This is a genomic window from Herminiimonas glaciei (genome assembly GCF_042664955.1).
In the GTDB taxonomy this organism is placed as follows: Bacteria; Pseudomonadota; Gammaproteobacteria; order Burkholderiales; family Burkholderiaceae_D; genus Oxalicibacterium; species Oxalicibacterium glaciei.
On sequence record NZ_JBHTBU010000001.1, the window covers coordinates 1,601,949 to 1,627,627 of the forward strand.

At 53.8% G+C, this 25,679-nt stretch carries 29 protein-coding genes and 2 tRNA genes; 2 read left to right on the forward strand and 29 right to left on the reverse strand.

The features are described 5' to 3' along the window. Window positions 1–151 precede the first annotated feature (151 nt). The 27 genes from ACFQPC_RS07165 to ACFQPC_RS07295 all read right to left on the reverse strand — a co-directional run bounded on the left by ACFQPC_RS07165 (window position 152) and on the right by ACFQPC_RS07295 (window position 22,449). Window positions 152–227, reverse strand: a tRNA-Gly gene (locus ACFQPC_RS07165). A gap of 108 nt (window positions 228–335) precedes the next feature. After that, window positions 336–411: transfer RNA gene (locus tag ACFQPC_RS07170), tRNA-Gly, on the reverse strand. Window positions 412–472: 61 nt separating this feature from the next. Next, complete coding sequence (pgsA, locus tag ACFQPC_RS07175; RefSeq protein ID WP_012079233.1) at window positions 473–1,060, reverse strand: CDP-diacylglycerol--glycerol-3-phosphate 3-phosphatidyltransferase; 588 nt, start codon at window positions 1,058–1,060, stop codon at window positions 473–475. Window positions 1,061–1,115: 55 nt separating this feature from the next. Beyond that, window positions 1,116–2,972, reverse strand: coding sequence for an excinuclease ABC subunit UvrC (uvrC, locus tag ACFQPC_RS07180; RefSeq protein ID WP_382271119.1), 1,857 nt, complete (start codon window positions 2,970–2,972; stop codon window positions 1,116–1,118). A 41-nt stretch (window positions 2,973–3,013) separates the two neighbouring features. Then, window positions 3,014–4,087 carry a beta-N-acetylhexosaminidase gene (gene nagZ, locus ACFQPC_RS07185; RefSeq protein ID WP_382271121.1) on the reverse strand — a complete coding sequence of 358 codons (1,074 nt, stop codon included), beginning with the start codon at window positions 4,085–4,087 and terminating at the stop codon, window positions 3,014–3,016. Further along, window positions 4,084–4,476, reverse strand: coding sequence for a holo-ACP synthase (gene acpS, locus ACFQPC_RS07190; RefSeq protein WP_076591681.1), 393 nt, complete (start codon window positions 4,474–4,476; stop codon window positions 4,084–4,086). The genes nagZ and acpS overlap by 4 nt, the downstream gene beginning before the upstream one ends. Then, complete coding sequence (gene pdxJ / locus ACFQPC_RS07195; RefSeq protein ID WP_382271123.1) at window positions 4,473–5,240, reverse strand: pyridoxine 5'-phosphate synthase; 768 nt, start codon at window positions 5,238–5,240, stop codon at window positions 4,473–4,475. The genes acpS and pdxJ overlap by 4 nt, the downstream gene beginning before the upstream one ends. A 13-nt stretch (window positions 5,241–5,253) precedes the next feature. Next, window positions 5,254–6,120: a DNA repair protein RecO gene (gene recO / locus ACFQPC_RS07200; protein ID WP_382271124.1), complete on the reverse strand. Its 867-nt coding sequence runs from the start codon at window positions 6,118–6,120 to the stop codon at window positions 5,254–5,256. An 11-nt stretch (window positions 6,121–6,131) separates the two neighbouring features. Next, on the reverse strand, window positions 6,132–7,034 hold the full coding sequence (gene era / locus ACFQPC_RS07205) for a GTPase Era (RefSeq protein WP_012079227.1): 903 nt from the start codon (window positions 7,032–7,034) through the stop codon (window positions 6,132–6,134). Then, on the reverse strand, window positions 7,031–7,999 hold the full coding sequence (gene rnc / locus ACFQPC_RS07210; protein ID WP_382271126.1) for a ribonuclease III: 969 nt from the start codon (window positions 7,997–7,999) through the stop codon (window positions 7,031–7,033). The genes era and rnc overlap by 4 nt, the downstream gene beginning before the upstream one ends. Window positions 8,000–8,032: 33 nt before the next feature. Further along, entirely contained in the window at window positions 8,033–8,422 is a 390-nt protein-coding gene (locus tag ACFQPC_RS07215; protein WP_382271128.1) for a DUF4845 domain-containing protein, read from the reverse strand. 20 nt (window positions 8,423–8,442) lie between these two features. Next, window positions 8,443–9,366, reverse strand: a complete 924-nt coding sequence (gene lepB, locus ACFQPC_RS07220; RefSeq protein ID WP_382271130.1) for a signal peptidase I — start codon at window positions 9,364–9,366, stop codon at window positions 8,443–8,445. Next, window positions 9,363–11,156, reverse strand: coding sequence for a translation elongation factor 4 (gene lepA / locus ACFQPC_RS07225; protein WP_382271132.1), 1,794 nt, complete (start codon window positions 11,154–11,156; stop codon window positions 9,363–9,365). Before lepA ends, lepB begins: the two co-directional genes overlap by 4 nt. A gap of 199 nt (window positions 11,157–11,355) precedes the next feature. Continuing rightward, a complete protein-coding gene (locus ACFQPC_RS07230) occupies window positions 11,356–11,607 on the reverse strand; it encodes a glutaredoxin family protein (RefSeq protein ID WP_382271133.1) in 252 nt (83 codons plus the stop codon). A gap of 71 nt (window positions 11,608–11,678) precedes the next feature. Then, window positions 11,679–13,160: a DegQ family serine endoprotease gene (locus tag ACFQPC_RS07235; RefSeq protein ID WP_382271135.1), complete on the reverse strand. Its 1,482-nt coding sequence runs from the start codon at window positions 13,158–13,160 to the stop codon at window positions 11,679–11,681. Between the two features lie 15 nt (window positions 13,161–13,175). Next, the gene (locus tag ACFQPC_RS07240) at window positions 13,176–14,198 is read right to left on the reverse strand and encodes a MucB/RseB C-terminal domain-containing protein (RefSeq protein ID WP_382271137.1); all 1,023 of its coding nucleotides are present in this window, start codon (window positions 14,196–14,198) and stop codon (window positions 13,176–13,178) included. A 5-nt stretch (window positions 14,199–14,203) separates the two neighbouring features. Continuing rightward, a complete protein-coding gene (locus ACFQPC_RS07245; protein ID WP_382271139.1) occupies window positions 14,204–14,749 on the reverse strand; it encodes a sigma-E factor negative regulatory protein in 546 nt (181 codons plus the stop codon). A gap of 65 nt (window positions 14,750–14,814) precedes the next feature. Beyond that, a complete protein-coding gene (rpoE, locus tag ACFQPC_RS07250; protein ID WP_124575132.1) occupies window positions 14,815–15,417 on the reverse strand; it encodes an RNA polymerase sigma factor RpoE in 603 nt (200 codons plus the stop codon). Between the two features lie 82 nt (window positions 15,418–15,499). Continuing rightward, a complete protein-coding gene (locus ACFQPC_RS07255) occupies window positions 15,500–15,994 on the reverse strand; it encodes a protein YgfX (RefSeq protein ID WP_382271141.1) in 495 nt (164 codons plus the stop codon). 53 nt (window positions 15,995–16,047) lie between these two features. Continuing rightward, window positions 16,048–17,289: a beta-ketoacyl-ACP synthase II gene (fabF, locus tag ACFQPC_RS07260; protein ID WP_382271143.1), complete on the reverse strand. Its 1,242-nt coding sequence runs from the start codon at window positions 17,287–17,289 to the stop codon at window positions 16,048–16,050. A 29-nt stretch (window positions 17,290–17,318) separates the two neighbouring features. Next, window positions 17,319–17,558 carry an acyl carrier protein gene (acpP, locus tag ACFQPC_RS07265; RefSeq protein ID WP_009664389.1) on the reverse strand — a complete coding sequence of 80 codons (240 nt, stop codon included), beginning with the start codon at window positions 17,556–17,558 and terminating at the stop codon, window positions 17,319–17,321. Window positions 17,559–17,684: 126 nt separating this feature from the next. Continuing rightward, window positions 17,685–18,428 carry a 3-oxoacyl-ACP reductase FabG gene (gene fabG / locus ACFQPC_RS07270; protein WP_012079215.1) on the reverse strand — a complete coding sequence of 248 codons (744 nt, stop codon included), beginning with the start codon at window positions 18,426–18,428 and terminating at the stop codon, window positions 17,685–17,687. Then, window positions 18,428–19,360 carry an ACP S-malonyltransferase gene (fabD, locus tag ACFQPC_RS07275; RefSeq protein WP_382271146.1) on the reverse strand — a complete coding sequence of 311 codons (933 nt, stop codon included), beginning with the start codon at window positions 19,358–19,360 and terminating at the stop codon, window positions 18,428–18,430. Before fabD ends, fabG begins: the two co-directional genes overlap by 1 nt. Before the next feature lie 53 nt (window positions 19,361–19,413). Beyond that, the gene (locus tag ACFQPC_RS07280; RefSeq protein WP_012079213.1) at window positions 19,414–20,400 is read right to left on the reverse strand and encodes a beta-ketoacyl-ACP synthase III; all 987 of its coding nucleotides are present in this window, start codon (window positions 20,398–20,400) and stop codon (window positions 19,414–19,416) included. A 14-nt stretch (window positions 20,401–20,414) separates the two neighbouring features. Further along, window positions 20,415–21,497, reverse strand: coding sequence for a phosphate acyltransferase PlsX (gene plsX / locus ACFQPC_RS07285; RefSeq protein ID WP_012079212.1), 1,083 nt, complete (start codon window positions 21,495–21,497; stop codon window positions 20,415–20,417). A 147-nt stretch (window positions 21,498–21,644) separates the two neighbouring features. Next, window positions 21,645–21,827 (reverse strand): 50S ribosomal protein L32, encoded by a 183-nt coding sequence (gene rpmF / locus ACFQPC_RS07290; protein ID WP_012079211.1) that lies wholly within the window; start codon window positions 21,825–21,827, stop codon window positions 21,645–21,647. A 124-nt stretch (window positions 21,828–21,951) separates the two neighbouring features. Further along, on the reverse strand, window positions 21,952–22,449 hold the full coding sequence (locus tag ACFQPC_RS07295) for a YceD family protein (protein ID WP_382271149.1): 498 nt from the start codon (window positions 22,447–22,449) through the stop codon (window positions 21,952–21,954). 107 nt (window positions 22,450–22,556) lie between these two features. Between ACFQPC_RS07295 and ACFQPC_RS07300 the strand changes: the two genes are divergently transcribed. Together ACFQPC_RS07300 and ACFQPC_RS07305 are read left to right on the forward strand one after the other, a co-directional pair. After that, the gene (locus ACFQPC_RS07300) at window positions 22,557–23,171 is read left to right on the forward strand and encodes a Maf-like protein (protein WP_382271150.1); all 615 of its coding nucleotides are present in this window, start codon (window positions 22,557–22,559) and stop codon (window positions 23,169–23,171) included. Between the two features lie 43 nt (window positions 23,172–23,214). After that, a complete protein-coding gene (locus ACFQPC_RS07305; protein WP_382271151.1) occupies window positions 23,215–23,970 on the forward strand; it encodes an SAM-dependent methyltransferase in 756 nt (251 codons plus the stop codon). Between the two features lie 304 nt (window positions 23,971–24,274). On the opposite strand, the gene ACFQPC_RS07310 is transcribed toward ACFQPC_RS07305, so the two are convergent. Both ACFQPC_RS07310 and ACFQPC_RS07315 read right to left on the reverse strand, forming a co-directional pair. After that, the gene (locus ACFQPC_RS07310) at window positions 24,275–25,279 is read right to left on the reverse strand and encodes a S49 family peptidase (protein WP_382271153.1); all 1,005 of its coding nucleotides are present in this window, start codon (window positions 25,277–25,279) and stop codon (window positions 24,275–24,277) included. 27 nt (window positions 25,280–25,306) lie between these two features. Next, on the reverse strand, window positions 25,307–25,675 hold the full coding sequence (locus tag ACFQPC_RS07315) for a Rieske (2Fe-2S) protein (RefSeq protein ID WP_382271155.1): 369 nt from the start codon (window positions 25,673–25,675) through the stop codon (window positions 25,307–25,309). Window positions 25,676–25,679: the final 4 nt, after the last annotated feature.

Consider the following 25,679-nt stretch of genomic DNA (forward strand, 5'->3'; position numbering starts at 1 on the left):
TTTGTGGAGGAAAACAGGGAGTTTGTTTTCTTGCCGGCGCCAGATGGGCGCGGTGACACTTGATAACACGGGGAAAAGCGAGCGGAAATGAAAAAAGGAGCACTAAGCCCCTTTTTTTACACCTGATGTCTGCACTATCATGCAGTGAATCTGGAGCGGGAGAAGAGTCTCGAACTCTCGACCTCAACCTTGGCAAGGTTGCGCTCTACCAACTGAGCTACTCCCGCATAAACTTTTTACTACCAACTGCTAAAACCATCGAATGACTTTGTCGCTTGTCATTCCGCTTGTCTTCAATAAAAAAGGAAGCTTGTGCAGCTCCCCTTAAAAATCTTTGGAGCGGGAGAAGAGTCTCGAACTCTCGACCTCAACCTTGGCAAGGTTGCGCTCTACCAACTGAGCTACTCCCGCATCGACAGGTGCACATTATAGAGGAATGCCTTTGCATGTCAAGCATTCCACACAGCAAAAATTACAATAAATGTCCTGCGCTTTCTTTAATCAGTGGCCAGGCCTTGCGCAAATAATAAAACATTGACCATACAGTCAGTACCGCTGCGACCCATAACAGGATGTCACCCCAGAATTGCAGATTGATGCCCCAAATGGTTTCGTAATAAAGAAGCATCGGTATCGCCACCATTTGGGCGATCGTTTTGATCTTGCCGAGCGAGCTCACGGCGACCGATTTGGATGCACCGATTTGCGCCATCCATTCGCGTAATGCCGAAATCGTAATCTCGCGCCCGATGATGATGAAGGCAATCACTGCATTCACGCGATTAAGCTCTATCAGTACCAGCAAGGCACCGGCAACCATCAGTTTATCCGCTACCGGATCGAGGAAAGCACCAAAGGCCGAAGTTTGATTCCAGCGGCGCGCGAGGAAGCCATCTATCCAGTCGGTCAGCGCGGCAATGATAAAAATCAGGGTAGCAGCCAGGCCCTGGGTCTTATTAAACGAACCCAGCCAGGCATCCGGAATATACAACACGCCTACCATCAGCGGAATCAACGCGACGCGTAACCAGGTAAGAAGAATAGGAATATTGAAAGGCATATCAAACTTTACATTTTCATGAATGTGCACAGGCATTTGCATGCGCACCCGTAATCTAATGCAATTGCTTGTAAATGTCTTCAGCCAATTGCCTTGAAATGCCCTCGACCGAGGCTAAATCCTCGATACTGGCATCCACCACGCCCCGCAAGCCACCAAAACGCGCCAACAGCTTCTGTCGACGTTTGGCACCAATCCCTTCGATCTCTTCCAGCCGCGAGGTCTGGCGTGCCTTGGCACGCTTGGCACGCATGCCTGTGATGGCAAAGCGGTGCGCCTCGTCGCGGATCTGGGCAATCAGCATCAGCGCCCCCGATTCCTTGCCCAATTCCTGGGCCGGACGGCCATCGACGAAGACCAAAGTCTCCAGGCCCACCTTGCGCCCCTCACCTTTGGCCACCCCGACGATCAGGCTGATATCCAGCCCCAGTTCGACAAATACCTGCCGTGCCATTTCGACCTGGCCTTTACCACCGTCGATCAACACCACATCCGGCATCACGCCATCACCGTTCGCGACCTTTTCATAGCGCCGCAACAGCACTTGCCGCATCGCCGCGTAATCATCGCCCGGCGTAATATCGTTGATATTGTAGCGACGGTATTCGCCATTCTGCATCGCATGATGATGGAATACCACGCACGATGCCTGCGTCGCTTCACCCTGAGTATGACTGATATCGAAACACTCAACACGAAAGCTTTCCAGGTCCGGCACGTCTATCCCGAGTGCATCGACCAGCATACGCGTGCGTGCCTGTTGCGAGCCCTGCTCCGACAACAGGCGCGCCAGCGATATTTCAGCGCCCTTGTGCGCCATCTCCAGCCACTGGCGACGTTGCCCTTGCGGCTGGAACACCAGGTTGATCCGATGGCCGCATTGCTCCATCAGCGCCAGCATCAGCTCTGGCTCATCCAGCTCCGTATTCAGGATCAGCGTACCCGGAATGAATTTTTCTATGTAATGCTGTGCGAGGAAAGCCTTCATCACCTCGGTCGCGATCGATTCTTCCGCACTCGCCAGCGCATTGTCGACATGTGTCGGGAAGTAAGCACGATCACCCAGATGGCGGCCACCACGCACCATCGCCAGGTTGACGCAGGCACGACCACCCTGCACGATCACCGCGATGATATCGATATCTGCATCGCCACCGGTTTCCATGCTTTGCTGGTGCAGGACGCGCGATAAGGCATTGATCTGGTTACGTACCAGCGCCGCCTGTTCGAACTTCAATTCTTCGGCATAGGCCAGCATCTTGCCTTGCAGGGTTTCCAGCACTTCGCTCTGGCGACCACGCAGGAATTTGGCGGCATTTTCTACATCAAGTGCGTAATCGTCCTTGCTGATAAAGTTGACACAAGGTGCGCTGCAGCGATGGATCTGATGCAAGAGGCAAGGCCGCGTACGGTTCGCGAAAACCGAATCTTCACAAGTGCGCAGCAAGAAAACTTTTTGCAATATCTGCATCGATTCCTTGACCGCCCAGCCACTGGGAAAAGGACCAAAGTATTGATTCTTCTTGTCTACCGCGCCACGGTAGTAGGCCATACGCGGATATTCCTGCCCGGTGATTTTCAGGTAGGGATAGGATTTATCGTCGCGGAACAGGATGTTGTAACGCGGCTGCAAAGTCTTGATGAGATTGTTTTCCAGCAGCAAGGCTTCGGCCTCGCTACGTGTCACTGTCGTTTCCAGACGTGCGATGCGCTCCACCATCAACGCGGTGCGCGGACTCGCCAGGTTCTTCAGGAAGTAGCTGGAGACACGCTTTTTCAAGTCGCGCGCCTTACCGACATACAGCAGATTGTCTTCCGCATCGAAATAGCGATACACGCCGGGTAAATTCGGCAGCTTCGCAACCGTTTCCAGCACGATTGCCCGCGGATCTGGTGCGTCAGTCTCGGACATCTTTTTTACACGCTCGGTCAAGGCTTACACAAGTATCGCATTTAAGCCACAGCGAGCGCTTTTGCCGCTTTCTTTGCCGCGATATAACGCGCATCCTGCTGCAAGGCATCCCATGTGAGGGCCGGCGACTGTGGCGTCAATGCGGCGATGCGCACTGCGGACTCCTGTGTCGCCTTGTTATCCTTGAGCTGCAAGCCGGCCAGCAACTGATCGGCTTTATCCGGTGAATTGCAAATCAGCACCATGTCGCATCCCGCATGCAAGGCGGCATGCGCACCATCAATCACTGTACCTGCGACACTCGCGCCTTCCATACTGAGGTCATCGCTGAAGATCAAGCCATCAAAGCCAAAATCCTTGCGCAACATCGTCAGCCATTTGCGTGAAAAGCCGGCCGGATGTTTATCGACTTTCGGATAGATTACATGCGCCGGCATCACGCCTGCCAGGCTCAGGCCCAGCCAGTCGTATGGCGCCGCATCTTCGGCCAGGATTTGCTCCAGCTCGCGCTCATCGACCGGGATTTCCAGATGCGAATCCGCTTTGACAAAACCGTGGCCGGGAAAATGTTTACCGCAATTGAGCATACCCGCCAGCATCAGGCCATGGTTCAGGCTCTTGGCCAGCATCGTCACTACCCGTGCATCGCGATGAAAGGCGCGGTCACCGATTACCCCTGATTCGCCATAGTCCAGGTCGAGTACAGGTGTAAACGACAGGTCAACGCCGCAAGCGCGCAATTCTGCCGCCAATACATAGCCGACATCGGTCGCCGCCTTGGTCGCAGCCAATACATCCTTGTCCCATAAAGCACCCAGCTTGCGCATCGCCGGCAGATGGGTAAATCCATCTGTCTTGAAGCGTTGTACGCGACCACCTTCATGGTCGACCGCGATCACGATGCCCGGGCGTGCTGCATGGATAGCAGCCGTCAACGCTGTCAGTTGCGCGCGGTCGGTATAGTTGCGTGCAAACAGGATCACACCGCCGGTGAGCGGATGCTGGATACGGCGGATGTCATCTGCGCTCAGGGTGGTGCCTACGACGTCGAGCATCACCGGACCGAATTTCCCTGCTGAATCTGAAACTGCTGAATTTAAAACCGCTGCGTTCATTTTTTCTCCACAATCACAAAAGCGACCGCATATTCGACTTCATCCGTAATCGAAACCTGTGCGGTCAGACCGTTTTCCTGCATGAATTCTTCCAGCTTGCCGCTGGTTACCACGATAGGTTTGCCGCTCGGCGCATTCAGGATTTGCGCGGCGCGCCAGGTCATCGGCATGTGTATGCCCAAGCCTATCGCTTTGGAAAATGCTTCCTTGGCAGCGAAGCGCGTCGCCAGGAAGCGCAAGCCGCGTGCTTCCACCTTGGCTTTGCGCCGGTGATATTTCTCCAACTCTTCCTTGCCCAGGATGCGTTCGGCAAAACGATCACCGTGGCGACCAAGTGCCGCTGCTATGCGATCTATTTTGATGATGTCAGTACCGACGCCGTAGATCATTTTTTCATTCCAGCCAGACGCGCGGCTATCATGATCGCCTTCATTTCGCGCACCGCATTTTGCCAGCCAACGAATACCGCATGCGCAACGATGGCATGACCGATATTAAGCTCGGCGATATCCGGAATCGCTGCAATCGCCTGCACATTGGTGTAATGCAAACCGTGACCGGCATTCACCTTCAAGCCACGCGCCATGCCTGCTGCCACACCGCGCCGCACACGTTCTAATTCAACCTGCTGTTGCGCGGCGTCATGCGCATCCGCATAACGTCCGGTATGCAACTCAATCACTGGCGCACCCGCCTCAGCCGCCGCCTGGATTTGTTCGGCATCGGCATCAATGAAGAGGCTCACGCGTATACCTTCAGCTTGCAATTGCCGGATCGCAGCAGCAACCACATCGAAATATTTAACGATATCCAGTCCGCCTTCAGTCGTCACCTCTTCGCGTCGTTCCGGCACCAGGCAAACGTCTTGCGGTTTGATGCGGCAGGCGAAATCAACCATCTCGGTCGTCACAGCCGACTCGAGGTTCATGCGCGTCAACAACTCCGGACGGATCAATTCAACGTCGGCATCCTTGATATGCCGACGGTCTTCGCGCAAATGCAGCGTGATCGCATCGGCACCGGCTTCTTCCGCCAGCAAGGCGGCTTGCAGCGGGTCCGGATAGACGGTACCGCGTGCATTACGCAAGGTGGCAACGTGGTCGATATTAATGCCGAGGTCGATGATGGTTGAAGCCGGTTGAAGAAAGCTCATGAATGTTATTCCGTTAAAGCTGCAGCAAATCGATCAATATTTGACGCGTGTTCAGCGGTGCGCCGTTCAGATGATGCGCCAACAGGAAACGCATCAGGAATTTACTTTGCGTTTGCGTCTGCGCATCTGTGTAATCTTCATTTTCCATGTCCAGCAAGGTCTTGCCCGAGACCCGTGGCCAGACATCTGCCGGACGTGCGGGACGTGGCCCGCGTTCAGGATCCAGTACGTAAATTTGTTCCAGAACGATCGCCTTGCCACTTGCGGTACACACACGCCAGTCGCTGGCGACGCCGGTTTCCTTCAGCAGCGCGCGTTCGAATTTGCGCAATACGATAGCTGCCGGTTCATCATGCGCCAACTGATTCAGCGCGCTTACATAATGATCGAACAAGGCCGGATGCGGGTCATCCCGTGCCAGCAATTTCACCAGTAACTCATTCAGGTAAAAGCCACACAACAAGGCCGATTTTTCCAGCGGCAGCAAGCCACCAACCCACTCAGCTGCTGTCAGCGTGCGCACTTCCGCCTTGCCGCTCCAGCCTACGGACAAGGGCTGGAAGGTTTGCAATACACCGCGCAATTTGGAATGGGGACGCTTGGCACCTTTGGCGACCAGGGCAATACGACCGTGATCGCGCGAAAAAACATCGACGATCAGGCTGGTTTCTTTATATGGGTAACTGTGCAGCACAAAGCCGGGCTGATCGGCGATGCGGAATTCTTTTTCCGGGGTACGGGCGCGGCGTGGCGCCGCTTTGGTCGACTTTACGACTTTAGCAGCAGGTGCTTCTGCTGCGACTTCTTCTGCACGCACCGCCGTCTGTTCTTCGGATGAAGAATCGCTGGAAGAATTGACGTCGGCGATGAGTGCAGCCATTTAGGTAGATATTATTCGTATCCGTATGCGCGCAGACCAGCTTCATTATCAGCCCAGCCTGATTTGACCTTGACCCAGATTTCCAGATACACCGGGCCACCGAACAGGCGTTCCATATCAAGACGCGCCTGGGTGGAAATGTCTTTCAGACGGGCACCCTTGTTACCGATAACCATCGATTTATGGGTATCGCGCTCGACCAGGATCGCAGCGAACACGCGGCGCAGATTACCTTCGACTTCAAATTTCTCGATCAGTACGGTGCTGGTGTAAGGCAATTCATCACCGACGAAACGGAAAACTTTTTCCCGTACGATTTCAGCGGCGAGGAATTTTTCGCTGCGATCGGTAATGTCATCTTCGCCAAAGATAGGCGGGCCTTCAGGCAGGTATTTTTTGATTTCGCCCTGCAAGCCTTCAAGCTGGAAACGTAATTTGGCCGAGACCGGCACCACTGCGGTGAAATCACGCTTGGCGGCGATTTGCTGCGCAAACGGCAGCAAGACCGCCTTGTCCTTGACGCGATCCGACTTATTGATCACGAGGATGCAAGGAACGTTCTTTGGAATCAGGTCCAGTACCTGTTGATCGGCCTGCCCAAAAGTACCAGCCTCGATCACGTACAGGATCACATCCGCAGCTGTCAGCGTATTCGTGACGGTGCGATTCAGGGTTTTGTTCAGCGCATTCGAATGACGGGTCTGGAAGCCAGGCGTATCTACATACACAAACTGCGCATCTTCCACAGTCTGGATGCCGGTGATGCGATGGCGCGTAGTTTGCGCCTTGCGCGATGTAATGCTGACCTTGGCACCGATCAGCTCATTCATCAGGGTCGATTTACCGACGTTAGGGCGACCGACGATCGCGATATAACCGCATCGAAAGTGAGACAGTGCGGCAGATTCAGTCATGCAATTTTGGAATGGGAAGTGGTAGGAGTTTTTGTTGCTGCATCATCGGATGCGACATCAGTCGTTTTCGCGGCATCAGGCTCGGCGATCAAACTTTTTTGTCCATCGTTGACGGGTGTTTCAGTTGCTTCGGCGACGGCTTTTACTTCCGCCTTGGTATTTTTTGCATCAGCTTTACCCGGCGCTTTCGCAACAGCCTTGTCGGCGTCATCGAGCTGCACGGTTGCGATACCGGCCAGCTTCAATTGCGCGGTACGCGGCTTGGCTTTACGGCTGGCGGCCGGTGTTTTGACGAAAGCGGCCTGCACTGCTTCCAGTGCCAGCTTGGCTGCTGCCTGCTCACCGGCACGACGGCTGCCGCCCGTGCCAAACACCTGGATATCCAGTTTAGGAACCAGGCATTCGATTTCGAACTCCTGATTGTGGGCGGCACCGTGGGTCGCCACCACATTGTATTGCGGCAGTGCGATCTTTTTACCCTGCAGATATTCCTGCAACAGGGTCTTGGCATCCTTGCCCAAGGTCTTCGGATCCACACTATCGAGGATAGGAATGTACAAGGCACGGATCACATCACGTGCGGTGTCGAAACCGGCATCGAGGAAAATTGCACCGAACAATGCTTCCAGGGTATCCGCGAGAATCGATGGACGGCGGAAGCCGCCCGACTTCAATTCACCCTCGCCCAGGCGCAGGAAATGCGATAGTTCCAGGCGCTGCGCAATTTCGTACAGCGATTGCTGTTTGACCAGATTGGCGCGCAAACGTGACAGATCGCCTTCATCTATCTTGCTGTAACGATCGAACAGCAGCGATGCAACCACGCAATTCAAAATGGAATCGCCGAGGAACTCCAGGCGTTCGTTATGTACGCTTCCGTGGCTACGATGCGTCAAAGCCTGCTGCAATAAAACAGCATCCTTGAAAGTGTGGCCCAGCCGGTTTTGCAATAACGTTAAATCCATTTTTCTGTCGCTTATTTCTATCGCTTCATCGCCTTAAGGGATAACTTTCTTTGCCCTGCCATTGCTGGTCGAACCAGCGTAATCGATCAGCAAGCTGACCGGCCCGCCGAGCGGGATCACCTTTTGGTAGGCGAAACTGATTTCAGTGCCGTCACCATTCTGCACGATGTCCAAATCCTTACCGTCGATCGCATCGATATATCCGACTTCGGTCTGGCGATTAAACGCCGCGCGCATTTCCGGCACCGATCCACCGTTGGCCTTGACGCTGGCAATCGCTTTCTTGATCGAAAAATATTCGGTAACCGTAGGGGTTACTTTAAGCGCTAATACGGCAATTGCACCAATCACAGCCAGGACCAGAATCAGGCTCACCAAAGTGATGCCTTGTTGATAACGACTGCTCTGCAACGGGTATGCCATGTACGCGCTCCTGATTCAAATTACTGGAAATTACCGATACGACCCAGGTTGCTCGGGAAGTTGTTCAAATTCAACCAAATAAAAAATGCCTTTCCGACAATATTTTTATCCGGAACGAAACCCCAGTAGCGACTATCGAGGCTGTTATCCCGATTATCACCCATCATGAAATATTGTCCAGCAGGGACCTTACAGGTAAATCCCTCTACGTCGTAGTTACACAATTCCCGGTTCGGGAAGTCGTGCGGATTCGCCACATAGGATGGTGCACGCGGATTATTCAGGATTTGATGGGCGACGCCATTCAAATCTTCGCTCAAATGCTTGGAATAGCTCAGCGTCTCTTCATCCAGGTAGTCCGGCAAAGGTTTGTAGGACACCGGCTGGCCATTCACGATCAGGCGTTTGTTGCGGTAGGTCACAGTATCGCCCGGCACGCCGACGACACGTTTGATGTAATCCAGCGCCATGTTTTCCGGATACTTGAAGACCATGACGTCACCACGTTGCGGATTGCCGACATCAATGATTTTCTTGTTGATGATAGGCAGGCGTATGCCGTACTGGTATTTGTTCACCAGGATCAGGTCGCCGACTTGCAGCGTAGGCACCATCGAAGTCGATGGGATCTTGAACGGTTCGTACAGGAAGGAGCGCAGGAAAAACACCAGCGCGATCACCGGGAAGAAGCTGCCCGAGTATTCGATCCAGGCCGGTTGACGCAACAGGCTGGCTTCAAGTGCGGCACGACCGGTGTTATCCGCCTTGATACCCTCGCCTGCCAGTTTTGCATTGCGTGCGTCGAATTCAGCCAATACTGCATCTGCCTTGGCACGACGCTGTTTTTTCAGGTACAGCACATCGAGGAACCAGACGATACCGGTTCCTACCATCAGGATGAAAAGAATCAGCGAGAAATTGCCTAAGATGTCTTGGAACGTCATTTGTCATCCACTTGTAAAATTGCCAGGAACGCTTCTTGTGGAATCTCTACCGAGCCCACCTGTTTCATGCGTTTCTTACCGGCTTTTTGTTTCTCCAGCAGCTTGCGTTTACGGCTGATATCACCGCCATAGCATTTCGCCAAAACGTTTTTGCGCAAGGCCTTCACGTTTTCGCGCGAAATGATATTGGAGCCGATAGCTGCCTGGATTGCGACGTCAAACATCTGGCGTGGAATCAATTCACGCATCTTGGCCGCGACCGCACGACCGCGATACTGGCTGTTGGCACGATGCACGATAATCGCCAGCGCATCGACTTTCTCACTGTTAATCAGCATGTCGACCTTGACCACGTCGGACGAACGGTATTCCTTGAATTCGTAATCCATCGACGCATAGCCGCGCGAAGTGGATTTGAGCTTATCGAAGAAATCGAGCACGATCTCCGCCATCGGCATTTCATAGATCAGCTTGACCTGTTTACCGTGGTAGCTCATATCCATCTGGATACCGCGTTTTTGCGTACACAGCGTGATCACCGACCCCACATACTCTTGCGGCATGTAGAGGTTGACGGTAACGATAGGCTCGCGAATTTCTTCGATCTTCGACGGGTCCGGCATCTTCGACGGGTTATCCACCATCAGGATGGAACCGTCACCCAGGACCACTTCGTAAATAACGGTAGGCGCAGTCGTGATCAGGTCCATATCGAACTCGCGTTCGAGGCGCTCCTGCACGATTTCCATATGCAACAAACCGAGGAAGCCGCAACGGAAGCCGAAGCCCAGCGCCTGCGATACTTCCGGCTCGTACATCAGTGCTGCATCATTCAATTTCAATTTTTCCAGCGAGTCGCGCAAGGCGTCGTACTGGTTGGCCTCGACCGGGAACAAACCGGCAAACACTTGCGGCTGTACCTCCTTGAAGCCAGGCAAAGGTTCGGCGGCCGGACGGCTGACCAGGGTCACCGTATCGCCGACTTTTGCCGCTTTCAATTCCTTGATGCCGGCGATGATGAAGCCTACCTGCCCGGCTGTCAGCGAGTCGCGCGAAATCGATTTCGGCGTGAACACACCGACGCTTTCAACCAGATGCTGCGATTCGCTGGCCATCAGCAAAATTTTGTCTTTCGGACGCAAGGTACCGTTCATCACGCGTACCAGCATGACGACACCGACATAGTTATCGAACCATGAGTCAACGATCAAGGCCTGCAATGGCGCAGTCGCATCACCCTTAGGTGGCGGCACCTTGGTAATCAGTGATTCCAGCACGTCTTGCACGCCGAGGCCGGTTTTGGCCGAGCAATGCACCGCTTCACTGGCATCAATCCCGATCACTTCTTCAATTTCAGCAATCGCGTTGTCCGGATCGGCCGATGGCAAGTCAATCTTGTTCAGCACCGGCACCACTTCCACACCCAGATCCAGTGCGGTGTAGCAGTTCGCCACGGTTTGCGCTTCCACGCCTTGCGATGCATCCACTACCAACAGGGCGCCTTCGCAGGCGGACAGCGAACGGCTGACTTCATAGCTGAAATCGACGTGGCCCGGCGTATCGATCAGGTTCAGGTTGTACACCTGGCCGTCGCGCGCCTTGTACATCAGGGCCGCAGTCTGGGCCTTGATGGTAATGCCACGCTCACGTTCAATATCCATGGAATCAAGGACTTGCGCCTCCATTTCGCGATCAGACAAGCCGCCGCACAATTGAATAATGCGGTCGGCAAGGGTCGATTTACCGTGGTCGATATGGGCGATGATGGAAAAGTTGCGAATGTTGTTCATTAACCAAGTGACAATTACAAAAAAAGCGCTCCATGCTGGGATAATTTCCCCAAGCGAGCGCCTTGTTACAGAGGGATGACGGCCACGGCATTTTACCGGATTTCAGAGGGGAAATCCCGTAAATTCCCGGCTTCGGCATTTGCTGTGACAATTTCGTGCGAAATGGCATTCCCCGGGCGTATCAGCGTCATACAGTTTATTAATCAGCAATAAAGGCCCTGACCGCCGCCTCATCCAGGAAATAGTGGCAAATCTGCCGCGCCGCCTGCCCTTCCCTATGACCTACCAGCACCGGTACCAGTTCATCATATTGCGCCACCAATGCTTCATCGGCATCCACATCCAGCACATTGATCGGGTAGCTGTCCGGCCCGAGCAGCGCCTGCAAGGCGTGCAACATGTCATCGCACAAATGACAGTAGGTCCGGGAGTAAAGGGTGAACTTGATCAAAACAGGCTTTCGGCAGGCAAAAGAAAAGGCTGCAAGCTTTTCAGCAGGCAGCCTCGTCTTCGATTATCGGTTTATTGCGCCAGAGGCTTGATCGTCACGAACTGGGAAGAGTCGCCACGACGTACCAGCAGCAAAGTGGTTTTCTTCGTATCCAGCTTCGCCACCAGCCCGTTGAATTGGCGCGCATCCTTGATGTCCGTGTTATTCAAACGCAAGATGATGTCACCGGCACGCAAACCGGCACGTGCTGCCGCACCTTCCGTTGCTTCGATCAGGATGCCACCATCGATCTTCAGCTCTTTCAGCTGCGCCGCATTGAGGTCACTGACGATCATGCCAAGTGCATTCGCCACCTGCTCAGCCTTCGGTTTCTTGTCCGCCTTCTTCACGACATTGTCTGCTTCCAGCTCAGTCACGACCAGGTTCAGGTCGCGCATTGCACCTTTACGCCAGACCGTCATGACCGAACGCGTACCCGGCTTGGTGCTACCCACCAGCCGTGGCAAATCGCTCGAACGTTCGATACCGACGCCATTGAATTTCAGGATCACGTCACCGGCTTCCACGCCGCCTTTTTCCGCCGGGCCGCCTGGTTCAACACGTTGTACCAGTGCACCTTGCGGACGGCTCAAGCCGAGTGACTCCGCAACATCTTTCGTTACTTCACCGATCTGCACGCCGACCCGGCCACGTGTGACCTTACCGCTAGCGCGCAACTGATCCGACACGCGCATCGCTTCATCGATAGGCACGGCAAACGAGATACCCATGTAACCGCCGGAGCGGCTATAGATTTGTGAATTGATGCCGATCACTTCACCGCGCATATTGATCAGCGGGCCGCCCGAATTACCCGGGTTCACAGCGACGTCAGTTTGAATCAATGGCAGGTAATCACCGGTATCGCGCGCCTTCGCCGACACGATGCCGGCGGTCACGGAATTATCCAGGCCGAATGGCGAACCGATTGCAATCACCCATTCACCGACACGTATCTTGTTCGAATCGCCCATCGTCAGGCGTGGCAAATTGCTGCCCTCAATCTTGACCAGCGCCACATCGGTACGCGTATCGGCACCGATGATCTTCGCCTTGTATTCACGCTTGTCCGTCAAGGTGACATACACCTCGTCGGCACCGTTCACCACGTGCGCATTCGTCATCACATAACCGTCGGCAGAAATGATGAAACCCGAACCGACACCACGCGGCACTTCCTCTTCCCCATCAGGTGCCGCCTTGCCGCGTCCGCGCGGTGCAGGTTGCTGCTGGCGCGGCGGAATCGGTGCGCCGAAGAAACGGCGGAAAAATTCCTGCATTTCCTCATCGTCTGTCGCTGCATTACCTTGCTGGACTTTGGCTTTTTCCGTGGTACGGATATTCACCACGGCCGGACCGGTTTTTTCAACCAGATCGGTAAAGTCGGGCAAGCCTGCCACGGACGGTGCCGCTATCGCTGGTGCGATGCCTGTAACTGCCGGGATAAAGAAGGCACTCGCAACACCGAATAAAACTACGGAGAGCTTTTTGTGCACGAGGGGAATTGTTTTCATAAATTCAAAGATATCTTATTTAGACTTGAACTCTATCGAATTGGCGACTTGCTTGATCGCTGCAGCCGGCACTTCACCCACCACCGTCAACCAGTAATCGCCCTGGCGCTTGCCAACGATGTTCATTGCGCCCTGCTGCATCGAACCTTCGGTCCGGCTTTGCGTACCCGACTCGATAAAGACCGAAATTGCGGCCAGGCCATCCGAATAAACAATTTGCGAAACTTCACGTTGCGTAGGCGGAGTATTTTCCGCTGCGTTCGCAGGTGCCGTATCAGTGATCAGGCGTTTCATTTCGCGTATCTTTTTGAAGCCGGGTGGAATGTCTTTTACCGTCCAGCCGGACAAATTGGTTTCGCTCATGACCGCATTTTCAACGCGCCATCCCTGGGTATTCGGGAAGCTCGATTTCACACGGCTGGGATCGACATGGCCGATCGATAATTGCGTGAAGGCAATCTGCTCGACCACATCATTCTTCTCATTCACGGTTTGCGCCTTGAGCAAGAGGCCGGTCGACTTTTCCGCCCACAGCTTGTAGCCGTAACGCAGCTTGTCTTTCGGTTCCAATATGATGGCCTGGCAGTCATAACCGGCGACACGACCGGTTTCGCCCTTCTTCAGATTGTAGTGCTCGGCCAAATCGGCCGGGCTGGCACCCAGGATGGCCGGGAATACATCCTTCGTTACGCGCTTTTCTACACGTATCGATTTGTTTTCCGGCACATAGCAGGCAATCTCTTCATTATTGCGGATGTACTCGCGCGGCTTGCCGTCGAGGATTTCGAGTTTTTCAAGCTCGTTCTTGCCATTGAAGATATGCGTGATACGCGAAGTGCGGACCTGGCTGCCCTGCTGATACACAAAGGTGCCCGAGTAATTCAACTTCTGTGCTGAAGACTGTATCTTCTTCAGCCACACTTGCGTATCGTGCGCATCATGTTCATGGCTCGCGCCGACGTTTTCTGCCTGGGCTGTAAACGCAATGACGCTGGAAAAAAGCACAACGAATTTAAAAAAACCTAATGTCTGCCGCATATCTATTACTTGTCTGAGTCAACAGCGAACGTAGCTGCGCGCGCATATTGTGCACTGCTGTACACAGAAGGTGAAAAACGTTGGTGGGCCAACAGGTAATCGTCGATACGCGGATCACGCAGCACTTCGCCATCCTTGCTCGCCACGGTGATCGTTTCCGGCGCCACGGCGGCGGTGACCACCGGTGCGTTGGTCGTCATCATTTGCGGCACGGTCAGGAAAGCCGCTACCGCGACTGCAGCGGCCATACCGGCCGGCATCGCAAAGCGCCTGAAAGCAGCATCCTTGGCCACCGCTACACGCTTGTCTGCAGGCACCATGATGGTGGCTTCTGCATCCAGCAGTGCAAACATGCGGGTGTTGAAATCCGCACTCAATTGCGTATTCAAATCGTCAGAACGCAGGGCGTCGCCGATTTGATGATACATATTCCACGTATCGCGTCCTTCTTGCTGGCGCAATGCAGCCAAGGCGATATCGACATGCCCATCAGACAATTCGTTATCGGCAAAAGCTGATATTTGTTCCCGCGTCATATTCGTCGTATTCATCACTACCTCGAAAAAATTAAGGCTACCCCTATATTTGCAGCAAAAAGCGTTTCTTTATTTATTTTTCACCAACGTTTATCGAGTGCCGTATCCAGCAACGGCCTTAATTTTTCCGAAATGGCTTCACGCGCCCGGAAAATCCGGCTGCGTACCGTACCGATAGGGCAACCCATCGATTCAGCTATCTCGTCGTAACTCAGTCCTTCGATCTCTCGCAAGGTAATCGCCATACGTAACTCTTCCGGCAACTCTTCCATCGCCACATTCAAAGTCTGCGCGATTTGCTTGGTTGCCAACAAAGATTCCGGTGTATTGATATCTCTTAGGTGGTCTCCGTCGTCAAAAGTTTCTGCTTCTTCGACATCTGCTTCAGTTGATGTCGGAGCACGACGGCCCTGGGTGACCAAATAGTTCTTCGCGGTGTTGATGCCGATACGATATAACCAGGTATAAAACGCCGAATCGCCGCGAAATTGCGGCAATGCGCGATACGCCTTGATGAATGCTTCCTGTACTACGTCCTCGGCCTCAGCCTGGTCGCGGACAAGCCGCGACACCAGTCGCATCAATTTCCGTTGGTACTTGATCACTAATAGCTCGAAAGCTTTTTTGTCGCCACGTTGTACACGCTCGACAAGCTGCTGATCAATATCGCGTTCTGTCGTCAATCCATTCCCTTGTTATTCTGCAACACGCACGCGGCTCGCCTAATTGACTGGACGAAACTTGTTTGGTTCAAAAAATTCGTAACTAATTCCCGCTGAAACGCCGCTTATCGGCATCCGCATGTCGCATAACGATCCAGCGACAAGCGACCAATAAGGCCCTGAAACCCTCTGCTGAAACCGAATCCGGCAGTATGACCACATTATGCGTCTGCCGCTGCTCATTTTGTAGACGTAAGAGTAACAAACCTGGCCATAAAGTCGAGTCCGGCAGCAATTCAACCAATTCACCTTCATCAAGCGCCCCGGCCTCGGTTTCAGGCCGGACTGCGAGGCGGATCTGACCGCTGCCCGATACGTGAATCTTATATATTTTTCTACTCTTTAGAGTCCGGAAAAACACATAAGATCCAAATGCGAAACATGCCACCGCCAGCAAGCTCCTGGCACCAATAGACAACTCTCCGACCTGCGCAAACAGCAGCAACCCGGCAATCCAAAGCAATCCCGCACACATGAGCATCAGCAGCCCGGACAACAATCTGGACTGCTGGACGACGGTAGATACCGCGATAGACATACGGGGGTGGAAGTAAAAAATCCGATTACCCTTACGGGATAATCGGATTTTGATCAGACTTTACCAAAAATCAAGGTACCGTTCGTACCGCCAAAACCGAAGTTATTTTTCATGGCGTACTGAATCGGAATCTCGCGCGCTGTGTTGGCGCAGTAGTCGAGATCACATTCCGGATCCTGATTGAAGATATTGATCGTAGGCGGCGAAATCTGATGATGCAGCGCAAGCACGGTAAATACCGACTCAAGTCCGCCGGCACCACCGAGCAAGTGACCTGTCATCGATTTTGTCGAGTTGACTGTCAACTTCTTCGCCTGTGCGCCGAATGCGGCTTTCACTGCATCTGTTTCGTTTTTATCGCCCAATGGGGTCGACGTGCCATGCGCATTCAGGTACTGCACTTGATCGGCGGCGATTTCCGCGCTCTTCAATGCATTCGTCATGCTGCGACGTGGGCCATCCATGTTTGGAGCAGTGATGTGATAAGCATCGCCACTCATGCCGAAACCAACCAGCTCAGCATAGATTTTTGCACCGCGTGCTTTCGCATGCTCGTACTCTTCCAGCACCATCACACCGGCACCCTCGCCCAGGACGAAACCGTCACGGTCTTTATCCCATGGACGGGAAGCCGTAGCAGGATCATCGTTGCGCGACGACAAGGCACGTGCGGAAGCGAAACCACCCAGGCCCAGCGGCGAAATCGTCGATTCAGCACCACCGGCAATCATGACATCCGCATCACCGTATTCGATCATGCGACCGGCAGCGCCGATCGAATGCAAACCGGTGGTACAGGCTGTCACTATCGCCAGATTCGGTCCTTTCAGACCGTAAATGATCGACAGGTGACCCGAAATCATGTTGATGATGGACGCAGGCACAAAGAACGGGCTGATGCGACGCGGGCCACGATTGGTCAATTCAGCGTGGGTATCTTCGATCAGTGGCAAGCCACCGATACCGGAACCGACGATGACGCCAATACGTTCGGCATTCTCTTCCGTCACAACCAAGCCGCTGTCTCGCATTGCCTGCATGCCAGCTGCCACGCCGTAGTGGATGAATGTATCCATGTGGCGCGCTTCTTTAGCGGGGATGTAGTCCTCGATATTGAAGTTTTTTACTTCTCCAGCAAAATGTGTGCTGAAGGGTGACGCATCAAACTTGGTGATGGTTGCAATGCCAGATTGCCCTGCAAGAAGCGAATTCCATGCGTCTGCGACAGTGTTGCCGACGGGAGAAATACAACCAAGACCAGTGACGACGACACGACGTTTACTAGAGCGGCTCAAGCAATTCTCCTAGAGTCGTTCAAAACAACTTACGCTTTTACGTGTGCCTTGGCGTAATCAATCGCCTGCTGCACTGTAGTGATTTTTTCAGCTTGTTCGTCAGGGATTTCCATTTCGAATTCGTCTTCGAGTGCCATTACGAGTTCAACGGTATCCAGCGAGTCAGCGCCCAGATCGTCAACGAAGGACGATTCGATTTTGATGTCTGCTTCAGCGACGCCCAGTTGTTCAGCGACGATTTTCTTAACGCGTTGTTCGATATCCGACATGTTTTAACTCCAATGGGTGGTTACAGAAAGTGCGCGCATTTTAGCAGGTTTGCGCACCGAAAATTCATTTTTAGCTTTTGTCATCAAGAAACCTGAAACTTCGGCTAAAAGTGACTAATTACAAATTTAGTTCATATACATACCGCCGTTGACGTGCAACGTGGTACCAGTAATGTAACTCGCCTGAGGCGATGCAAGGAAACTCACTGCAGCAGCGATGTCTTCCGGCACGCCCAGACGTCCTAACGGAACCTGTTGCAGCAAGGCAGCAATTTGCTGCTCGCTCAGGGTTTTCGTCATATCCGTATCAATAAAACCAGGTGCGATGCAATTGACGGTAATGTTGCGGCTACCGATCTCACGTGCCAGAGCACGACTCATGCCAGCCACACCAGCCTTGGCCGCAGCATAATTCATTTGCCCGGCATTGCCGGACGAACCGACAACTGATGTTATGTTGATAATACGACCGGTTTTAGCCTTCATCATGCCGCGCAATACCGCACGCGACAAGCGTCCTACCGCAGTCAGGTTGGTCGCAATGACGCTATCCCACTCTTCGTCCTTCATCCGCATCGCCAATTGATCCTGGGTGATGCCGGCATTATTGACGAGGATGCTGACTGCGCCGAATTCCTTTTGGATTTCATCGATCAGGGCGACCGAGCGCGCGGCGTCATTGACGTCCAGCACGACACCCTTGCCGCCATTGCCCAGGTATTCGGAAATCGCTGCAGCGCCGGATTCCGACGTCGCGGTACCAATTACCTTGGCGCCCAGCTTAGCCAGTTCCTGTGCAATCGCACGACCGATACCACGCGAAGCGCCGGTTACCAGGGCGACCTGGCCACTCAAATCAACTGTAGTCATTATTTCAAAAGCTCCAAAACCGCGTCCAGCGACGCTTGATCGACAATCGCGTGTCCGGTCAACTCACCGTTGATACGCTTGGTCAAACCGGCCAATACCTTGCCTGGACCGCATTCGACGACATCGGTAACACCTTCAGCCGCCATTTTTTGCACCGACTCAACCCAGCGTACCGGATTCGCAGCCTGGCGCACCAGTGCGTCCTTGATACCGTCCACATCGCTGACAATCGCGACATCGACGTTATTGATCAATGGAATCTGTGGCGCATTGAAAGTCAGTGTTGCCATATATTCGCGCAAACGATCCGATGCAGGCTTCAGCAAGGACGAATGGAAAGGTGCGGACACCGGCAGCGACAATGCGCGTTTTGCGCCCTTCGCCTTGGCCGCTTCGCATGCACGTTCGATCGCAGCCTTGTGACCGGCAATCACGACTTGTGCCGGTGCATTGAAGTTGACGGCTTCGACCACATCGCCTTGCGCCGCTTCTGCACACACAGCCAATACATCGGCATCCGACAAGCCCAGGATCGCAGCCATACCGCCCTGCCCGACCGGAACCGCTTCCTGCATCGCTTTGGCGCGGAAACGCACCAGTGGCACTGCATCCTTGAATGCGATCACGCCTGCGGCAACCAGCGCCGAGTATTCACCAAGGCTATGGCCGGCCACCAGTGCCGGTGTCTTGCCGCCGGCGGCAATCCATGCGCGATACATCGCGACGGCTGCGGTCAGCATCACAGGTTGGGTATTGGTCGTCAGGTCCAGCTCTTCCTTCGGACCTTCGGAAATCAGTTTGGCCAGGTCGAACTGCAATGCGTCCGATGCTTCTGCCAGTGTTTGCTGCACCACTGCGTTGTCAGCGAAACCATTGAGCATACCGATCGCTTGCGATCCTTGCCCTGGAAATACGAATGCGAATTTGCTCATGCTTGTTTTCTAGTTTTAATCAAAAAAACGATTGGTGTCCCTATCCCCCGGGATCACATCCGTGCCAGCACCGCGCCCCAGGTAAAGCCGCCGCCCACGCCTTCCATCATGACGTTCTGGCCCGGCTTGATACGACCATCGCGTACGCCAACGTCGAGCGCCATAGGAATCGAGGCAGCCGAAGTATTACCGTGCTGGTCAACGGTCACGATCATCTTGTCCATGCCGAGGCCGAGCTTCTTGGCCGTGCTTTGCATGATGCGGATGTTTGCCTGGTGCGGAATGATCCAGTCGACTTCGGAAGATTGCATGCCGGCGATTTCCAGCGCTTCGTGCGCGACTTTATCCAGCACCGATACTGCCAGTTTGAATACTGCAGGACCATCCATGTACAGGAAAGCACTGCCTTCGACCACACCCTTGCTGACCTTGCCAGGCAGGCACAGGATATCGCCGTAATTACCATTCGCGTGCAATTTGGTCGCCAGTACGCCCGGCTCTTGCGACGCGGTCATCAGCACTGCGCCCGCGCCGTCGCCGAACAGGACGCAAGTAGTGCGATCTTCAAAATCGATAATGCGCGAAAACACTTCCGCGCCAATTACCAGAACGTTCTTGTGTGTACCGGCTTTGATAAAGTTATCGGCAATCGATACCGCGTAAACGAAACCGCTGCATACCGCTTGCACGTCCACCGCAGCGCAATCATTGGTGATGCCGAGCTTGCGTTGCACCACGCAGGCAGTGCTTGGAAAACCGCCGAAGAAATCCGGTGTCGAGGTAGCGAGGATGATCAGGTCGACATCGTCAACGCCGAGCTTGGCCATCTCGAGCGCGCGCTTGGCCGCTTCCACTGCCAGGTCACTCGATTGCACACCCGCATCTGCGTAATGGCGTGCCGAAATACCGCTGCGCGACACTATCCATTCATCCGAGGTTTCTATGCCATTGCTGGCTAGTTGCGCGGTCAATTCCTGGTTGGTCACACGGTTAGGTGGCAGATAGCTGCCTGTACCGATAATTTTGCTGTAAATAGTCATGCGATTTTTCTATTCTATGGTTCTATTGTTGCATTAGGTATTGCACCAGCGGAATCTTCCGGCGTCGCTGCAGACTGCGGCATCAGATCGGCAATCTTGGTCGAAATGCGCGTCAATACATCGTACTTGGCGGCGTCAAACGCACGCTTGATGGCCCACTGATAACCATAGGCATCAGCCCCGCCATGGCTCTTGAATACCAGGCCACGCAGGCCCAGCAAGCTGCCGCCATTGTAGCGAGAAGGATTCATTCTTTGGGAAATTGCTTTCAGGGCACCGCGCGCAATCAAGGCGCCCAGCATATTCAGCGGACTGCTTTTGAATTCGGTGGTCAGCACGCTCTTGACGAAGCGCCCGAGACCTTCGGAAGCCTTCAGCGTGACATTGCCGACGAAACCATCGCAGACAACGATGTCGGTCGTACCCTTGAAGATGTCATTACCTTCCACGTTGCCGTAGAAATTCAAGCGGCCCAATTCATGGTCGGCGCGCAGCAGGACTGCGGTTTGCTTGACCACTTCATTACCCTTGATATCTTCTTCGCCGACATTCAGCAAACCGACAGTAGGACGCGGATTGCCTTCCATCGCCGACACCAGCGCAGAACCCATCAATGCGAATTGATGCAAATGCTGCGGCTCGCAATCGACATTGGCGCCGAGGTCGAGCATATAGGTAGGGCCGTCTTTTTGATTCGGCAGGATGCTGCAAATAGCGGGACGATTCACACCGGGCAAGGTCTTGAGCACATAACGCGAGATCGCCATCAGGGCGCCCGTGTTACCGGCCGAGACGCAGGCGTCGGCATTGCCCTGCTTGACGAGATTGATCGCGACGCGCATCGAAGAATCCTTCTTGCGGCGCAAGGCAATTTCGAGGGGGTCGTCCATCGTCACGACCTCGGTCGCATTCACGATCGATAGACGCGGATGTTCGCTGGCCTTGTGTTTTTTCAGTTCGGCCAAAAGCGTTTCTTCCAGCCCGACTAAAATAAGCTCGGCGTCTGGCTCGCTCTCGACAAACGAAATAGCGGCGGGAATGGTGACTGAGGGGCCGTGATCGCCACCCATACAGTCGATAGATATTTTAATTGTCATTGGATTGACTCAGGGCGTCACTCTAACCGCATTATGGGCCAGATTCAGCTTGATTCAAAATGACGGAATGTGCTGTTTTAGCATATTAAAAAACGGCGCAAAGTCATGAACTTACAGCGCCGCTTTCTTTGCCTGAAAGACGAATGATTATTCGTCGTTTTTGGTTTTCAGGACTTTACGGCCACGATAAAAGCCGTTAGGGCTGATATGGTGACGCATGTGTGTTTCACCGGTGGTTGGCTCAACGCTCAGTTGCGGAGCAACCAGGAAGTCGTGCGAACGGTGCATACCGCGTTTCGACGGTGTCTTTTTGTTTTGTTGAACAGCCATGATAACTCCTAAACCTTAAGTTCTAAAATTCTAACACATCCGTTTTGCAAACTCACGGCAAAACCGATAATCCTTACTACAAAATCTCAATATGCCCGCTTAAGGCCTCACAGCTGCAGCGAATCTATTGCTTCATACCTTTCAGCACGTCGAAGGGCGATGGCTTTCTTGCACTCATCGCACTTTCAACTGCTGCATTGTCGGGACACACATCGTGCTTAGGCGCCAGAGGAATCGCCAACAAAGCCTCATCCTCAATCAGATCGCTGACATTCAATGTCTTCGATCCGACAATCACGTCTATGGTGTCGTCTGCCAGCAACGCGTCTATCTCATCAGCGTGCTCATCGTTTTTCGCAAGAATCAGCACTGATTCCGATGCAATATCGAGTTTCAGTGGCGTCATGCAACGCTGGCACATCAAATGAATTGAGCCGGATACCGACATAATCAGTTGCGGGTGGCCCAGTCCATCAGTACCACCATGCAAAGACCAATGCAGCGATGCAGGCATATTTACGGATTCTGCAGCAAGCCGCGGCAAATCAGCGATTACAACGTCGCCTTCACGCTGCTCTCTATGCCGACTGAACTCGAAGGCGTCAATTACAAAAGCATTCATAGGCTTAGCCGAACCCGGAAAACCTGCGATAATAACAGGCTTTTCCTTTATTCGTCAAAGCCTTAGCGCACTTTTTTTGAGCGCTCATTCAAATAAACGTCAAATAAATGCCCTCTTTATCCCCGCCAGCACGCCTGATCCTCGGTTCCAGCTCGGTTTACCGCAAGGAATTGCTATCCCGGCTGGGCCTGCCCTTCGAGGTCATGTCGCCGGATATCGATGAAACTGCGCTGCCGGGCGAGACTCCGGCCGCCACGGCGTTGCGATTAGCACAACAAAAAGCCACGGCGATTGCCGCCAAGGCACCGGATGCGCTGGTCATCGGGTCGGACCAGGTCGCCACGCTGGACGGCGCACAGATAGGCAAACCGGGCAATCACGCGAATGCCTTGCAGCAATTACAAACTATGCGCGGCCGCGAAGTGATCTTCCATACCGCGCTATGCCTGTTCGATGGCCGCAGCGGTATCTCATCGCCGCAGATCCAGCTGGACAATATCCAGACCTTCGTCACTTTCCGCGACTTGCCGGATGCCGAACTGGATGCCTACCTGCGCATAGAACAGCCCTACGATTGTGCCGGCAGCGCCAAGAACGAAGGTTTGGGCATCGCCATCCTGGAAAAAATCAGCAGCAGCGACCCGACCGCCCTCACCGGCCTGCCGCTGATTGCCTTGACCGGCATGCTGCGTCGCGCCAACATCAGCTTCTTCAACAATTAAAACCGGCCGGCGCCTGCAGCGCCGCCTTCACGACAGATAAAACATGCCAGGCATTCTCTACCTCATACCAAATACGCTGGGCGAGACCCAGGTCGCCGACACTGATCCGCTGGCCCACATCATTCCGCAAGACGTACAAAACATCACCGCCAGGCTGGATTACTTCGTCGCGGAAAACGCCAAGACCACGCGCGCCTTCCTCAAACTGATAGGTACCAGGAACACACTGGCCAAACCGATACAGGAAATACGCATCGCCGAACTCAACGTCAATACCGAAGCGAAAGCACTGCCTGCGCTGCTCGAACCCTTGCTGGCGGGGCAAGATGCTGGCCTGATATCGGAAGCCGGCGTGCCGGCAGTTGCCGATCCGGGCGCGAACCTGGTGCGACTCGCGCATGCGCGCGGCATCCAGGTCAAACCATTGGTTGGCCCGTCTTCCTTATTGCTGGCCGTGATGGCGAGCGGCCTGAGCGGACAGAACTTTGCCTTCAACGGCTACTTGCCCATAGATGCAGCGGCACGCGGCAAGCGCATCAAGCAACTGGAAGATCGCTCGCGCCAGGAAAAACAAACACAGTTCTTTATCGAAACACCGTATCGCAATGCCGGCTTGCTGGAAACGCTAGTCAACACCTGCAATCCGAATACGCTGATCAGCGTCGCCACCAATCTCACCCTGCCGTCGGAAACGATCAAAACGCAAACCGCCACGCGCTGGAAAGCCGAACTGGCATCCGGCAAGACGCCTGACTTCCATAAAAAACCTACGGTGTTTTTATTGCTCGCAGATAGCTGAGCAGAAATGCAAAACGGCGATGTTTCATCGCCGTTTTGCCTGTCTCCGAAGGAGACATTAGGAGAGGTCGAAGACCTTCATTTTTCCAGCATAGACACGCTACCGAAATGCGAGCGGATGCCCCTTAGCAGTTGCAGACGTTGTTGCATTCACATCTCCAGATGCTGATAGCGCATTTCCAATATAGACAAGCGCAAACAGATTTCAAGCTCGGTTACATTCTTGCAGCAACGCACTACTGTCTGCTTTGCTGCACTGCGCATTTCTTGATTTAATACGCAGTGCAGCAATTTTCAATACGGAATTACTTCAGGACAGGCGCTGCACTCTCAGTGATCGCCTTGATGGCCGAAGCACCCGCTGCGGCACCAAACTTGCGCAGTACACGATCCGACAAACCTTCGCGCTGTGTGTAGTCGACGATATTCGTCGATTTGAATTCATCACGCGCCACACTCTCCACCGTACCGAAGCCGTCGGCCAGGCCCAGCTCTATCGATTTGGCACCAGTCCAGACCAGGCCGGAGAATGTTTCCGGTGTTTCTTTCAGGCGCTTGCCACGGCCCTTGCGCACCACGTCGATGAATTGCTGATGGATTTCATTCAACATGTCTTGCGCATAGTGTTTTTGCGTTTCGGTTTGCGGGCTGAACGGGTCCATAAAACCTTTATTACTACCCGCGGTCAGCATGCGACGTTCGACGCCGAGCTTTTCCATCGTGCCGGTAAAGCCGAAACCATCCATCAACACACCAATCGAACCGATCAGGCTGGCCTTGTTGACATAGATACGATCGGCCGCCACCGCGATGTAATAACCACCGGATGCGCACATTTCATTGACCACGACATACAAGGGTTTTTGCGGATACTTTTTACGCAGGCGCGTGATTTCATCATTGATGATGCCAGCCTGCACCGGGCTGCCACCCGGGCTATTGATTTGCAAAATCAAACCGACCGAGCCGGGATCTGCATATGCTTTGGTCAATGCAGAAATGACCGAATCGGCATCGCCGGCACCCTTCGCCTCTATCGTGCCGTCGATCTTGATCAGCGCGGTATGCGGACCGACGTTTTCCATATCGCCGACCGATGGGCCAAAGCTCATCCATAGTGCGAAAGCAATCAGCGCGACTGTGACGAATTTAAAGAAAATGCCCCAACGCCGACGTGCCCTTTGCTCCTTGAGCGTAGCAAAGGCCAGCTTTTCCAACACCTCGCGCTCCCAGCCTTCCTTCTTTGGCGCTGGTGCGGCAGATGCCTGCCATGCGGATGACTGATTCAAATTGTCGTTATCGTTGCTCATGATGTAGTGTGTTTTGTTCCGCGCTGCTTATGCGCGCGCGGGTCTTACGAATTCGTCTGCCTGCCAGAATACCTGATTATCTTTTTCGGTGACGACAATTGTGCGCAAGCGCCCGCCGCGACAGGGCCCTCCTGCGCAGCGACCGGTTTCCGGCAGGTAAATCGCGCCATGCGTGGAGCAAATAAGGTAACGCCCTTCCGTCTCGAAAAATTCGCCGTTATTCCAGTCCAGTTCAATCGGGATATGTGCGCAACGGTTCAGGTAACCATAGACCACACCGTTATAGCGCACCACAAAACCGGTCGCATCTTCGCCGCCCGCCGTCAGCGGGAAACGTACTCCCGTACCGCCGTCTTCCAGGGCCGCCGAGTCACAGATCAGGATGTCGGTAGTCAATCTC

Bases quoted from the DNA above. Each gene is read 5' to 3' on its own strand.
- ACFQPC_RS07240 (WP_382271137.1), bottom strand. From the start codon at position 14,198: ATGCGGCAGACATTAGGTTTTTTTAAATTCGTTGTGCTTTTTTCCAGC.
- era (WP_012079227.1), bottom strand. From the start codon at position 7,034: ATGACTGAATCTGCCGCACTGTCTCACTTTCGATGCGGTTATATCGCG.
- ACFQPC_RS07235 (WP_382271135.1), bottom strand. From the start codon at position 13,160: ATGAAAACAATTCCCCTCGTGCACAAAAAGCTCTCCGTAGTTTTATTC.
- ACFQPC_RS07280 (WP_012079213.1), bottom strand. From the start codon at position 20,400: ATGACTATTTACAGCAAAATTATCGGTACAGGCAGCTATCTGCCACCT.
- lepB (WP_382271130.1), bottom strand. From the start codon at position 9,366: ATGACGTTCCAAGACATCTTAGGCAATTTCTCGCTGATTCTTTTCATC.
- acpP (WP_009664389.1), bottom strand. From the start codon at position 17,558: ATGTCGGATATCGAACAACGCGTTAAGAAAATCGTCGCTGAACAACTG.
- rnc (WP_382271126.1), bottom strand. From the start codon at position 7,999: ATGGATTTAACGTTATTGCAAAACCGGCTGGGCCACACTTTCAAGGAT.
- fabD (WP_382271146.1), bottom strand. From the start codon at position 19,360: ATGAGCAAATTCGCATTCGTATTTCCAGGGCAAGGATCGCAAGCGATC.
- lepA (WP_382271132.1), bottom strand. From the start codon at position 11,156: ATGAACAACATTCGCAACTTTTCCATCATCGCCCATATCGACCACGGT.
- ACFQPC_RS07245 (WP_382271139.1), bottom strand. From the start codon at position 14,749: ATGAATACGACGAATATGACGCGGGAACAAATATCAGCTTTTGCCGAT.
- ACFQPC_RS07215 (WP_382271128.1), bottom strand. From the start codon at position 8,422: ATGGCATACCCGTTGCAGAGCAGTCGTTATCAACAAGGCATCACTTTG.
- ACFQPC_RS07255 (WP_382271141.1), bottom strand. From the start codon at position 15,994: ATGTCTATCGCGGTATCTACCGTCGTCCAGCAGTCCAGATTGTTGTCC.
- rpmF (WP_012079211.1), bottom strand. From the start codon at position 21,827: ATGGCTGTTCAACAAAACAAAAAGACACCGTCGAAACGCGGTATGCAC.
- ACFQPC_RS07295 (WP_382271149.1), bottom strand. From the start codon at position 22,449: ATGAATGCTTTTGTAATTGACGCCTTCGAGTTCAGTCGGCATAGAGAG.
- pgsA (WP_012079233.1), bottom strand. From the start codon at position 1,060: ATGCCTTTCAATATTCCTATTCTTCTTACCTGGTTACGCGTCGCGTTG.
- plsX (WP_012079212.1), bottom strand. From the start codon at position 21,497: ATGACAATTAAAATATCTATCGACTGTATGGGTGGCGATCACGGCCCC.
- pdxJ (WP_382271123.1), bottom strand. From the start codon at position 5,240: ATGAGCTTTCTTCAACCGGCTTCAACCATCATCGACCTCGGCATTAAT.
- ACFQPC_RS07300 (WP_382271150.1), top strand. From the start codon at position 22,557: ATGCCCTCTTTATCCCCGCCAGCACGCCTGATCCTCGGTTCCAGCTCG.
- uvrC (WP_382271119.1), bottom strand. From the start codon at position 2,972: ATGTCCGAGACTGACGCACCAGATCCGCGGGCAATCGTGCTGGAAACG.
- recO (WP_382271124.1), bottom strand. From the start codon at position 6,120: ATGGCTGCACTCATCGCCGACGTCAATTCTTCCAGCGATTCTTCATCC.
- ACFQPC_RS07305 (WP_382271151.1), top strand. From the start codon at position 23,215: ATGCCAGGCATTCTCTACCTCATACCAAATACGCTGGGCGAGACCCAG.
- nagZ (WP_382271121.1), bottom strand. From the start codon at position 4,087: ATGAACGCAGCGGTTTTAAATTCAGCAGTTTCAGATTCAGCAGGGAAA.
- acpS (WP_076591681.1), bottom strand. From the start codon at position 4,476: ATGATCTACGGCGTCGGTACTGACATCATCAAAATAGATCGCATAGCA.
- fabG (WP_012079215.1), bottom strand. From the start codon at position 18,428: ATGACTACAGTTGATTTGAGTGGCCAGGTCGCCCTGGTAACCGGCGCT.
- ACFQPC_RS07310 (WP_382271153.1), bottom strand. From the start codon at position 25,279: ATGAGCAACGATAACGACAATTTGAATCAGTCATCCGCATGGCAGGCA.